The organism is Methylotenera sp. (genome assembly GCF_013141425.1).
Lineage (GTDB): Bacteria > Pseudomonadota > Gammaproteobacteria > Burkholderiales > Methylophilaceae > Methylotenera.
Map to the genome: position 1 here is coordinate 1 of NZ_JABFRA010000094.1, position 12,591 is coordinate 12,591.

The 12,591-nt window shown below is 43.1% G+C and carries 12 protein-coding genes; 1 reads left to right on the forward strand and 11 read right to left on the reverse strand.

The features are described 5' to 3' along the window. From HOO90_RS08230 to HOO90_RS08245, 4 genes are all read right to left on the reverse strand, one after another. The coding region (locus HOO90_RS08230) for an FAD:protein FMN transferase (protein ID WP_292841957.1) at positions 1 to 365 on the reverse strand (365 nt) is incomplete at its 3' end. A gap of 81 nt (positions 366 to 446) precedes the next feature. Then, positions 447 to 3,320 (reverse strand): DUF3570 domain-containing protein, encoded by a 2,874-nt coding sequence (locus HOO90_RS08235; protein ID WP_292841959.1) that lies wholly within the window; start codon positions 3,318 to 3,320, stop codon positions 447 to 449. Beyond that, positions 3,307 to 3,531 carry a DUF4266 domain-containing protein gene (locus HOO90_RS08240; RefSeq protein ID WP_292841961.1) on the reverse strand — a complete coding sequence of 75 codons (225 nt, stop codon included), beginning with the start codon at positions 3,529 to 3,531 and terminating at the stop codon, positions 3,307 to 3,309. The genes HOO90_RS08235 and HOO90_RS08240 overlap by 14 nt, the downstream gene beginning before the upstream one ends. Before the next feature lie 109 nt (positions 3,532 to 3,640). Beyond that, positions 3,641 to 4,210: a TlpA disulfide reductase family protein gene (locus HOO90_RS08245; protein ID WP_292841963.1), complete on the reverse strand. Its 570-nt coding sequence runs from the start codon at positions 4,208 to 4,210 to the stop codon at positions 3,641 to 3,643. A gap of 386 nt (positions 4,211 to 4,596) precedes the next feature. Between HOO90_RS08245 and HOO90_RS08250 the strand changes: the two genes are divergently transcribed. Further along, positions 4,597 to 5,259 carry a hypothetical protein gene (locus HOO90_RS08250; RefSeq protein ID WP_292841964.1) on the forward strand — a complete coding sequence of 221 codons (663 nt, stop codon included), beginning with the start codon at positions 4,597 to 4,599 and terminating at the stop codon, positions 5,257 to 5,259. Positions 5,260 to 5,372: 113 nt separating this feature from the next. Here the strand turns inward: HOO90_RS08250 and HOO90_RS08255 are convergent, their stop codons facing one another. The 7 genes from HOO90_RS08255 to cysB form a co-directional block, all read right to left on the reverse strand. Beyond that, positions 5,373 to 5,798, reverse strand: a complete 426-nt coding sequence (locus HOO90_RS08255; RefSeq protein WP_292841970.1) for an ion channel — start codon at positions 5,796 to 5,798, stop codon at positions 5,373 to 5,375. Positions 5,799 to 5,815: 17 nt separating this feature from the next. Next, positions 5,816 to 6,865 (reverse strand): AI-2E family transporter, encoded by a 1,050-nt coding sequence (locus HOO90_RS08260; protein WP_292841965.1) that lies wholly within the window; start codon positions 6,863 to 6,865, stop codon positions 5,816 to 5,818. 87 nt (positions 6,866 to 6,952) lie between these two features. Continuing rightward, complete coding sequence (locus HOO90_RS08265; protein ID WP_292841966.1) at positions 6,953 to 7,534, reverse strand: YigZ family protein; 582 nt, start codon at positions 7,532 to 7,534, stop codon at positions 6,953 to 6,955. Then, positions 7,535 to 9,220: a formate--tetrahydrofolate ligase gene (locus HOO90_RS08270; RefSeq protein ID WP_292841971.1), complete on the reverse strand. Its 1,686-nt coding sequence runs from the start codon at positions 9,218 to 9,220 to the stop codon at positions 7,535 to 7,537. Between the two features lie 31 nt (positions 9,221 to 9,251). Then, entirely contained in the window at positions 9,252 to 10,742 is a 1,491-nt protein-coding gene (locus HOO90_RS08275) for a helicase HerA-like domain-containing protein (protein WP_292841967.1), read from the reverse strand. A 132-nt stretch (positions 10,743 to 10,874) separates the two neighbouring features. Beyond that, positions 10,875 to 11,429 carry a DUF302 domain-containing protein gene (locus tag HOO90_RS08280; RefSeq protein WP_292841968.1) on the reverse strand — a complete coding sequence of 185 codons (555 nt, stop codon included), beginning with the start codon at positions 11,427 to 11,429 and terminating at the stop codon, positions 10,875 to 10,877. A gap of 36 nt (positions 11,430 to 11,465) precedes the next feature. Next, positions 11,466 to 12,395, reverse strand: a complete 930-nt coding sequence (gene cysB / locus HOO90_RS08285) for an HTH-type transcriptional regulator CysB (protein WP_292841969.1) — start codon at positions 12,393 to 12,395, stop codon at positions 11,466 to 11,468. Positions 12,396 to 12,591: the final 196 nt, after the last annotated feature.

Sequence of the window (12,591 nt, forward strand, 5' to 3'; positions counted from 1 at the left end):
AAAAGACGTTTAATTTGCAGTTCATCGGGCAACTGATTCGATTTAAAATTCCAAGCGCGGCGCAAAATACCAGAAGTAATATCGAACATGCCATCACTTTGCGCATAGCAAGTTGCGGCATAATTCATTAAGCCCGCGGTTTCATCATCCACCGTAATTTTGCCGCCTATTACAGCCACGCGATTGATTTCAGACAAAAAACTATCCTCACGGTAGCGCGAATAGCGTGCCTCAAGCCGCTGAACATCCGCCACAGCAAGCTCGGCCACCCGTTTGGCTTCCAGCTCACCACTTGCAAATAATTGAATATCACAAGGCGAGCCCATCGCGTTGAATGTGTGACGGTAATATTGCATGCGATTCATAAGGTAATACCGTTCAAAATCATTTGAATGGTCAAGTTTAAGACTTAAATTATATATATCAATAGCTTACTCAGCTATATTTTAGAAAGCGATATTCCAATTCACCGCCAACGAACCTTTGCGCTTGAGTTGATAACCATTGAAATCAGTCTTCACTGGTTGAAGCCATTCAGCACTTAGTTGACTACCCGCTATCGTACCTAGATTTAGCCCAAGTCCAACATCCAAGAACTGTCCTCCATAATTTTTAGGCTGGTCAACAGGACCCACATGTTGTGTACCTAAAGGTAATCCGGTACTTTCGCTAATTAAAGGCGGATATGCTCCATGGATAGACCCTTGCGATGTATAAACACCGCGTACAGTACTTGTAAGCCAATTCGCCCATTGGTAACCTCCCCAAATACTGCTTTGAAAAATATCCCCTAAGGCATAGTTAGATTTATTTCGTTTTTCTAATCGTTTGGTACCCGTAACCTGCGCTCCCCATGAGAATTTATTTGATTCTTCTGTATAAGTCAGGCTGGGGTTTAAGTCCCATGTTCCACTACCATGTTGCATGCCATAGTGAATTAAAGTGCCTTTAGGGACTGTGTTGGTTTTTCTTAGCATAACATCTACATCACCAGTAGGTGCTGTTACACCCAAACTTAGATTTAGATGGCTTGTAGGTTGATCTATAAGCTTAAAGATACCATAAACCCCAGTGTCACCAAGTCCACCAGTTTGGTGGCTATGGACAGCACCACCGTGGTTATGCCCTGTTGTTTGCGCTACTGTTAGAGGTGTCATATTCATTTCCATATCCACCCATTGTGGCATCACCATTAGGGTCAGCCAGTCGGTGGGTGCATACATTAAGTCCAGCATGTGCATGTTCATGGTCATGTCATCGGGGGTCACAGCGCATTCTTTACCACCGCATCCAGCCAGACGTACAGTGTTGTCATTGACGGAATTGTTGCCATGCAACATACCGCCCGCCTGTTTGTTGCGCACATAGCGATAACCCACCATAAAGTCACCTGCGTTGCTCAGCACATGGTCAAACATCACACCTGCTGGTGCATGGCTGGCATGATGACTATGTTCGCTATGATCATGGCGACTGTCCAACGCACTGTAAGCAACATCGCTATGACCAAGGGAAGCAATCTTATCTAAATCAACTTTTAGCGCAATATTAGCCGTCCAGTAGTCATAATCGGCAAAATCCGCTTCACCACCACCGCCTAATTTCAGGCTGCCTTTATGTGTGTAATATTCCAAGCCTGTTTCCAAACTCACGCCTTTATTGAATTGTTTATTGACAATCAAGCCTCCGCTTAAGGTGCCAAAGCCAGATAAACGCTGGTCGCTAGAGTAATATTTTGGCATAGCTCGATTCAAAGGAGAGGCTACCGCTTCAGAGGTATCTGCATCATAAACCTGAACAGTTTTAATGTATGGCAAATAAAAATCCGCACTTGACTGAGAGTAGTATCGAAGGTGTGGTGTCACTGTCCAACTTGCCCCCAATGGTTGCGTCCAGTCGGCTTGAATAGTATGTGCCTTAATACCCCAGTCATCATGCGAATAACGGTAATCCAAGTGTAATGCGGCATTAAACGTATTAATGTATTGCTTATAACCTAAATTCCAATTGAACTGATTACGCTCATCTGGGCGTATTTCTAGCAAAGTCATGGCCGACCCATAGATTGGTAAAACTTCATTTGAACTTAACTCTGCTGTTGAGGGATTAATGCTAATCAAGGTGACCAACTTATATGGATTTCCCAAATAACCAGCACTTCGTGTATAGCCCATATTAAATTCTACTAGGGCATCTTTGTTTAATATTTGTGTAACTCCAAGTTGTGCACTCCAATCTTGGCGGTTTCCAAGTAATTTTGCGCTGGTTTTTTGAAGAGTCTTTAAATCGTAGGTAGTCTCGACCTCACCCGCAGAAACTAGCGGTTTCTTTGGTAATATTTTCCACACATCATTTCCATCAGCATCAATTTCAACGAAATCATAGTAAGAATTATCGTAATTATCGGTGCTATAAAATTGCAATGAATCAGGGTCCAACTTGGCAGAAGTATCGCTATTGGCATAATTAAACCCAAAATTGAGTGTGGTCAGCTTTTGGTTAAAGTCCAAGTGCCCCGCTAGATTTAAAAATCGAGACTTATAATCTTTTTCAACAGATAGACCTGCACCTGCGTCAACACCTGCTTCATCCCACTCATAGCTATACTTAAAGTCAATTTGTTTGCGTGTTTCTGGCGATGCTGTCCCCATGGTGTGTACTAATTTATCATTGTTTTTTTTACTTGCAGGGATAACTACAGCTTGCCCTGTATCGGGGTCATACCCAGCCAATTGTAAAGGATTAAGATTCTGATCAAAGTACAAACCCTGCAAATCTCCAACTAATGGTGAGGCTCCTGTAAGAATATGATTAATAGAATTTGGATTGACATCTTTATACTGAGGGCGATTCCCACCTATTGTGATTGGTGCTGTTGAAACGGGCGTTGCGCCCGACCACGTATCTTGTGTGTAGTTCACCTGTAACTTAGCGCGGTCAGTCAGTGTAATCTTGGCGCTACCATGCAGGCTATCCACCTCGATTGGTTTTAAATGATTTGGTAATTTTGCAACACTATTTAATTGTGTATCAACGTTATAAATCAAGCCATACACATCGCGCTTACCCTCCTGATAATGACTATACTGAAAATCTACACTATCCTCATCCGCCGCATAAGCTGGCAAAGCAACTAGGCCAGGCAAGGCTAATGCCGCTAGGGTGAGTGAACGTAAAGATGCGCTTTGTGGTGAGGCTTTCGGTTGAGCTTTGCATGGTCTTAATCTTGCAGAACCCAGCATGCGTTGCAACAGTTGCGCGAGTAGTTTACTGAATCGCCTTGAAGCTGAACGGTTAGATTTCCTTTTAGTAACAGCCACAACCACCTCCACTCGCAGAGCTTCCACTTGAGGCTGCTTCACGGCTGCTGTAGGTATGGTTGCGCAAGGTACTTTGCATCGGGTTAGGGTCTAAAGCCATATGCGGCTTGGCTAGATTGCCTCGCTGCCAAGGTTCTACATGGGTGCAGCCTGACAGGTTTATGCCCAAAGCCATCAATAGCACGATGAGTGCCTGTTTATTGTATTTCATCCCTAGCTCCCCTTGGTATTACTAAACTTAACAACAAATTTTTTTCAGGTTATATTTCTACTCATTTTTTGTACTTTTTATGCAGTAATTGACATCAATTAACAATGGTTCATTCTGCTAATAACTTTTCTACCATTTCACGCAGTTTCTTGGTTTCGCCCGTGCGGAAACCTAAGTGGGTGTAGCGCACAACGCCGTTCCGATCAATCAAGTAAGTGGATGGCATTGCCTTAACGCCAAAGTTTTTTGGGCACTGGCCACTGGCATCGGCTGCGATATTAAAACTGGCAGGGTGTTTTGCTAAAAAAGACTGCGCATCTTCAGCACTTTCGTCTACATTAACGCCAATGACATGTAGCCCTTTTGCGCTAAATTCGCGATTTAAATCATTTAAAAATGGAAAAGATTGCGCACAAGGGCCGCACCAAGACGCCCAAAAATCTACATACAACACTTTGCCGTGATGTTGATGCAAGTCTTCTGTTTGTTTACCTTCTAGCGAGGTTAATGCACAATTTGGCATGGCATTATCTTTGGCAGCCGAGTTTGCTGGCTGAACGGTTAATATAACAGCAGTTAAGGCCAGCAGGCTTGTGCAAATTAAAGGTAATTTTAGTTTGAGGTAGCTATTGACCATTGTTGCTTTGGGCTTGGCAACATTAAAAAATGGATTGCGCATACAAACTCCCTACCATGTAAATTGAGTAACTTATATGGTTACTGGATACCAATTAGTGAATTTATGTATTAATTTCACATAAAAACAACATAGTAAGCGAAATGACAGTGTGGGGGAATGTGACAAATTGTCGCACCAGGTGAAATCCAAGTTAAGTTGGATGGTATTTGCAAATATTTATTTATCAGATCAGCCAATGCAAATTTATGCTGTCTAAACGATCAAAAATGATGGTCAACTATTATTTCTATTGCGACACATAGTTGATTAAGCGATAATAAATTTTCAAAAAAGCGATTCAGCCAGTTGTATTATTTGTCATCTTAGGGGTTTTACCCCTTTTTCCGTGTATTAGATTGAAGAAAAAATCAAACAAGGAGTTCTCGATGCAATATCAAATTGATACGTTCATTTCATCTCTCAATCAGTTCTGGCAACAGGTTGCCATGTTTTTCCCTAAGTTGCTGGCGGTGATTGTGATTTTATTTTTTGGCTGGCTAGTGGCTAAAGTGGCGCGCCTTGGGGTGAGTCGTTTTTTAAACTTTCTTAAGTTTGATCAATATGCGGGCAAGTCTGGTTTAGAAGCTTTTTTAAAACATGATAATTTTGACATTTCACTTAGCGGCATTGTCAGTCAAGTGGTGTATTGGTTAGTCATTCTGCTGTTTGTGATTACTGGCGCAAATGCATTGGGCCTGACTGAGGTAGCAACGATGCTGAATCAATTAGCGAACTACTTGCCCAAAATTATCGTGGCGATTGTGGTGCTAATATTTGGTACTTTGTTAAGCCGCTTTATTAATCGTTTAGTATTTGCTTGGCTGCACAGTATTAAATTTGATGGCGCATTGGCCATTAGCACTTCAGCCGAGTATTTAGTACAAATATTCGCCATTTTTGTGGCGCTGGAGCAGTTGGATATTGGCACTCAGTTAATTACGGCCTTATTTGTGATTTTATTTGGCGCAATTTTCTTGGCACTGGCGATTGCCTTTGGCTTGGGTGGGAAAGATTGGGCGGCTAAGATTATTAATGACAGGCAAAAATAAAGCGCAGGCCAATATTCCCAATACCTTAAATAAATATACCACTTAAAAATTTAGAGGCACCCGAAAGTGCCTCTTTTTGTTTGTGCTTGAATTGTTTGTGTTTGAAAAAACGTCTATTTATCTTTCCACAGTTTTTGCATCTCAATAAACATAAAAGAGGCGGTCCAAGAGATTAGCACTAATCCTGTTAACGCCTCTAAACCGGAAAGAAACCGCATATCACCTTTGGCAATAATGTCACCAAAGCCTAGCGAAGTGTAACTGACAAAGGAATAGTAGCTGCAATCCATCAGGCTTTTATCAAAATGGCCTTCAAGGCTACCAAAGCCACCTTGATGAATCATGAAATAATAGCCAAAAGCAAACGCCCAAATTTCGACCACGTGGGCAAAAATTGCTCCAAACACACCAAATAACACGCGTGCTCGAGGCTTGATGTTTAGTGTGGGGATGATTTTAGTGAGCCAGTTGAGCGCCTCAAAATGTATCAGCACCGCGGTCGCGACAAGCACACTATTTAGAATAAAGGCGTAAATCATTTCGAGCAAGGCTCCATTTATACTAAGCCTCTGGCACGCAATTCAGACTTAATGTAAGCGTAATAAATGGGTGCCGCAACAATACCCACCAAGCCAAACGCCGCTTCCATACACAGCATAGCAATTAACAACTCCCAAGCATTGGCACGAATCTGACCACCGACAATGCGGGCATTCAAAAAGTATTCAAATTTATGTATCACAACTAAATAAGCAAGCGAAGCAATCGCAACGCCCAATGATTGACTCAAGCTTACCACCACAATCATGGTATTGGAGATAAGGTTACCAATCACTGGAATTAACCCCACCACAAAGGTAATGGCAATCATGGTTTTAACCAGTGGTAAGTGTATACCCATCAACGGTAAAACGACCGCTAAATACGTCGCGGTAAAAAGTGTATTGATGGCTGAAATGCGTATTTGTGCAAAAACCACGCGTTTAAAGGCGTCGCCAAACATATCGGCCCGTTCTGCCAACGCACGTGCAAAGGGTTTGTAGTTGTCAATGACGACGACATCGCGTATCGCCAGCATACCGCCAATAATCATACCAATCAGCACATGCGCGCTGGCACGCCCAGCCTCTTTGCCGACCACTTGCAACTCATCAGCGTGCGTACGCAACCAAGTGGTGGCCTGCTCTTTAAATGTAATGGCATCGGGCGGTAAATGTTCTAGTAACCAAGTCGGCAAGATTTTGCGGGAGTCTTCTAGAATTTGCGCCATTTTGGCCAACAGTACCGTTAGACTACCTGCATCCGAACGAAAAAAAGCCACCAAGCCAGCGCCGGCCAAGGCTAACAAACTCACAATAATAATCACCAGAATACCCACTGCCCATAACTTTGAACGGTTACTGGGCTTTTTAGTGGGAAACCGACGTGCGATAAATGGTGTAATGATATGCACGAGCTCATACACAAACAGACCAGATAGCAAAGCTGGCAGTAAATGAAATTGCAGCACAAAAAACAAAGTGAAAATCGCCAGTGCCCAAGCAGATTTTTCATAAAAGGTCGGGGGTAATTTAGGCGCTGTTTTAGTGGTTGCAGTTTTAGTCATGTCGCTTATTCAGTCTCAATAAAATTTCTTGAATTGCAAGGTGCGTCTTATTTCAAAAGCCTTTAATTTCAAGAGCTTTTAAATTTATTATTTAGACGATTCAACATAAGGCTTAAAGCGATTAATAAAATTATTTGCTTCGTCTACTGGCAATAGCACGACCAAATCAATTTGTTCGTTAAATGCCTTAGACACAATACTACCATTACACTTCGACAATGCGCTGGTGAGCAAGTCCATTTGTTTATAATTAATCGTGAGCGGATAGCTTTTCATTTCAACAAAAATAAATGTTTTAGCGGCATCCAGAGCCAATTTAGCAGTACCACCATAGGCGCGCGCAAGTCCGCCTGTACCTAAATTGATGCCTCCGTAATAGCGAATCACCGCCACGCAAACATTGATTAAGTCTCGACCTTCAATGAGCTTTAATATTGGCATACCAGCTGTACCAGAGGGTTCACCTGCATCTGAAAAACGCGGCACAATGCCTTGTTCAGTTTTAAGCCGAAAACCGTAGGCTAAATGGTGCGCGCTTTGATGTTGTGCGGCAAACGCCCGCAATGCCTGCCCGACTTCACGCTCGTCTGCACAAGCCACAGCCATGGCGATAAATCGTGATTTAGTAATGGTTTGCTCGGCAAAGCCTGGTTGTGTAATAACAAACAACTAACTTAACCCTGTAATTATGCCAGCCTGATTAACCCCAATACGCTCACTTGCAGGCTGGCTAGGTAAGCCTGGCATGGTCATAATGTCGCCACAAATCACCACAATAAATTCTGCACCACGCGACAATCTTAATTCACGTACTTGCAGCGCATGACCAGTGGGCGCACCACGTAAGCTAGGGTCGGATGAAAAAGAATACTGTGTTTTAGCAATACATACTGGAAAATGACTATAATTTTTCTCCAGCGTTATCAGCGCCATTTGGGCATTTACTGTCAATTCAACTTGGCTTGCACCGTATATTTTTTCGGCAATTGTCTGAATTTTTTGCAAGAGGGGCATTTCGTCTGGATACAACAGTCTGAAATTGTCTTTTTTATGTGCAATAACGTCCAACACCTCATTCGCTAAATCAATAGCGCCCGCCGCCCCTTGTGCCCAATGCTTGCAAACAATAGCGTTAACACCTAAGTGATTGGTTGCTGTTTGCAGTAAATCAATTTCAGCCTCCGTGTCACTGGCAAAATGATTAATCGCCACAATTACCTTCAAGCCAAAGTGCTGTTGAAGATTCTGCAGATGCTTATCCAGATTTGCCATTCCCACTTTTAATGCGGTTAAATTTTCTTGATTAAGTTGCGTAACTTCAACACCGCCGTGATATTTAAGTGCACGCACAGTGGCAACCAAAACCACCGCAGCGGGTCTTAGGCCAGTTTTCCTGCACTTGATATCAATGAACTTCTCAGCACCTAAGTCTGCACCAAAACCCGCTTCTGTAACCACAAAATCTGCTAATTTCAAGGCGGTTCGGGTTGCAATGACCGAGTTGCAGCCATGGGCAATATTGGCAAACGGGCCGCCGTGCACTAATGCAGCCGTATGCGCTAAGGTTTGCACCACGGTGGGCTGAAAGGCGTTTTTTAATAATGCCGCCATTGCGCCTTCTGCTTGTAAATTGCAGGCGTAAACTGGTGTTTTAGTTGTGGTAAATCCCACTTGAATTTTACCCAAACGTGCTTGTAAGTCCTCTAATGAACTGGCTAAACAGAATATCGCCATTACCTCACTGGCTACGGTAATATCAAAGCCCGTTTGCCGTGTATAGGATTGACCATTTTTATCTTTACTATGCAAAGTGATATTTCGCAAAGCACGGTCGTTCATGTCCATACAACGCCGCCAAGTGATGCTAGCTGGATCAATATCAAGTAAATTACCTTGATAGAGGTGGTTGTCAATCAAAGCGGCAAGTAAATTATTGGCACTGGTAATGGCATGAAAATCACCCGTGAAATGTAAATTAACGTCTTCCATGGGCACCACTTGAGAATAACCACCGCCAGTAGCCCCACCTTTTAAGCCAAATACAGGGCCTAATGAAGGTTCACGCACACAAACCATCGCCTGTTGCCCTTTGTCAGCCAACACCTGATTTAACGCGTCTGCCAAGCCAATGGTCGTGGTGGTTTTTCCCTCACCAGCGGGAGTTGGACTAATTGCGGTGACAAGGATTAATTGACCATCCGCCTTGCTTTGCAAAGCTTGAACACACTTTGCACTAATTTTGGCAATGTAATGCCCATAAGGAATCAAATCTTTAGTTTTTAGGTTTAGTTTAGCAACAATCTTAGAAATAGGCTTGAGTGTTGCGGCTTGCGCTATTTCAATATCACTGTGCATTTTCATTTTCAAAAAGCATCACAATTGTTAACTATTTGCGCCCGCCAAGTAGGCTGCCAAGCACACCACGGATAATTTGACGACCCAGTTGTGAGCCAATCGCTCGCGCGGCACTTTTTGCGGCAGCTTCTAAGACACCATCGGAACGACTACTCGATGACTTTTTACCGCCCCCGAACATCCCCCCCCAATCAAAGCCTTCTTCGGCTTTTGCTTCGGTGGCGGTTTGCTCGGCGCGTACTTTTAGTACTTCATAGGCCGACTCGCGGTCCACGGTCTTTTCATAGAAGCCAGCCACATTTGAAGTTTGAATAGATTCGTTACGTTCAGCATCTGTTACCGCACCAATGCGACTGCCAGGCGGGCAAACAAAAGTGCGCTCTACCGGGGTCGGAATACCTTTTTCATCTAAAAACGACACCAAAGCCTCGCCCACACCAAGTTCAGTAATGGCCGTTGCGACATTCACTTTGGGGTTGCTTCTAAACGTATCAGCTGCGGATTTGACAGCTTTTTGGTCACGTGGTGTAAACGCACGCAAGGCGTGCTGTACGCGGTTACCAAGCTGACCTAGCACCACATCTGGAATATCGAGCGGATTCTGACTGACAAAATAAACCCCAACGCCTTTAGAGCGTATTAAGCGGACTACTTGCTCGATTTTTTGTAATAATGCTTCAGGCGCGTCATCAAATAATAAGTGCGCTTCATCAAAGAAAAATACCAATTTTGGCTTATCTAAATCACCTGCTTCTGGCATTTTTTCGAACAATTCCGATAACAACCACAATAGAAGCGTCGCGTAGATACGCGGAGAATTAAACAATTTATCACTAGCAAGAATGTTTACAATGCCACGGCCTTGCGAATCTGTTTGCATCAAATCATCAAGATTCAACGCAGGCTCACCGAAAAACTGATCTGCGCCTTGCGTTTCCAACTCCAGTAAGCCGCGTTGAACAGCCCCAACGCTAGCAGCAGAAATATTGCCATAAGCGGCTTGATATTCTGCGGCATGCTCAGCGGCGTGTTGCATCATGGCACGCAGATCTTTTAAATCCAGCAGCAACCAACCTTTATCGTCCGCAATTTTAAATACCGAATTTAGTACGCCGCCTTGCACTTCATTCAAATTAAGTAAACGCGCTAATAATAATGGGCCCATTTCAGCAATGGTAGTGCGCACTGGATGCCCTTTTACACCAAACACATCCCAAAATGTCACAGGCGATTTTTTGTAACTGAACTCAGAAAGAGCCAATTGCTGAACACGTGCTTCCACTTTTGGATTGCCGCCACCAGTTTGACTCATGCCCGCTAAATCGCCTTTTACATCAGCCATAAATACGGGGACGCCGATGTTAGAAAACTGCTCGGCCAGACTTTGTAAAGTAACCGTTTTACCTGTACCTGTCGCGCCTGCAATCAAGCCATGGCGATTGGCCATTTTGGGCAGAATAAAACTCGAGACTTCACTATTTTTTGCAACTAACAGTGGGGTTAATAACAATGGGGTTGACATATGTTTGAAACCTATCGCTTAAGCTAATGGATAAGCTATTGTAACAAAACTTAGCTTATCATTTTGATGTATGTACAAGCCCTATGAACTAACCCCATGCACCAACCCAAAGGATAAGCAGAAATTTAGTGATTAAATATCACCCCGGCTGGCTTTATCCATAATCTCAAGCAAAGTAGTTTCTAGTTCTTGCGCTGATTTTTGCGCACGTAAAGTTGGATTCCTGATACTTTTCAAATCAAACGTGGGTCTTGCCAAACCTATAAACAACTTTAGCTTTTGATTTGCGTCAGGCTTTTCATATATTGCAATACGACAAGGCGCAAATACTAAAAACTCAGGGTGATCTAAGAAAATATCCGTGCCTAAACTTAAGTTACAGAAACTATGCACTTCTTTAATACCCTGCGGGTCAATGCCACGTTTTTTAATATGTTCGGCAATTGGGAAATTGGCAGGATTTACAAAATTCAACCCTTCTGAAATGCTTTTAAGGCTATCAACAACATCTTGATAGCTTACGCCTTCGCGTACTTGCAACTCGTAAATCGCAGAGCCGGGGTCAATGGCGGGCATGCCTGCGCGCACATGACCGATGAATGCATTATTGTTAGAAATTACTGGCTTAACTGTGCTACACGCCACACCCAATAGCAAGCAAAAAATCATTATTAAAGATTTAGACATAAATTACCTCGCTAACTTTAAACAGTTAAGAGTTGGCTAATATAAGCCTGATCTAAGCGCCTCATTCACGGCTTGACGATCAAATTGCGGTGCTATCAGCTCAATGAAACCGTACATATAGCCACGTAAAAATGCATCCTTGCGCACACCTAAATAAGTCGTACTATCTGCAAACAAATGGCTCACATCGATCATGGCTAAATTCGTGTCACGCTCAGGGTCATAGGCCATTTTTGCCAGCAACCCAACGCCCAAGCCCAAGGTGACGTAGGTTTTAATGACGTCTGCATCAATTGCAGTCAGTACAATATTCGGCGATAAATCAGCATCGCTGAATGTTTTGGATACTAATGACCCCCCTGTATAACCAAAATCATAGGTAATCAGCGGATGTGCGGCCAGTTTCTCAAGTGTAAGTTCACCTTCTGACAATAAGGGATGTCCGTGTGGCACGACCACGCAACGATTCCATTGATAGCAAGGCAGGCATAATAAATTCTCATAATCGCTAATGTATTCAGTAGCAATGCCAACGTCCGCATCACCTATGGCTACTTGGTCTGCCACCTGGCTCGGGTTACCTTGATGAATATTAAGTTTTACATGCGGGTAGGCTGCCATAAACTCTTTAATGGCCGCTGGCAACTTGTAGCGTGCTTGTGTATGCGTTGTCGCAATGGTGAGCGTGCCAGTTTCGATATTACTAAACTCGTCGCCCACACGCCTGATGTTATCAACATCGTGCATCACTTTTGCAGCTAAAGTTAATATCTGCTGGCCTGGTTCTGTTACTCCAGTTAAACGCTTACCATTGCGTAAAAACACTTGCAAACCAATTTCTTCTTCAAATAATTGGATCTGCTTACTTACGCCTGGTTGCGAGGTAAATAAAGCTTCAGCGGCGCTGGTAATGTTTAAATTCTGACGTGCTACTTCATGTAAATAACGTAATTGCTGTAGTTTCATAGAGTGATGATTCCGCTAAATTTTCTTTATAAGCGTAAGGAATTTTAATATAACTAAAAATTATACGCATAGAATAACATATTCTAAAAAAAATTATTATTTACTGCTATAGTTCGCACGTTTGAAATCAAACGATTTTTTATAACGGATACTCCATATGGAATTTGGTTATGTGATTGCGGGCTTCTCAGTAGGC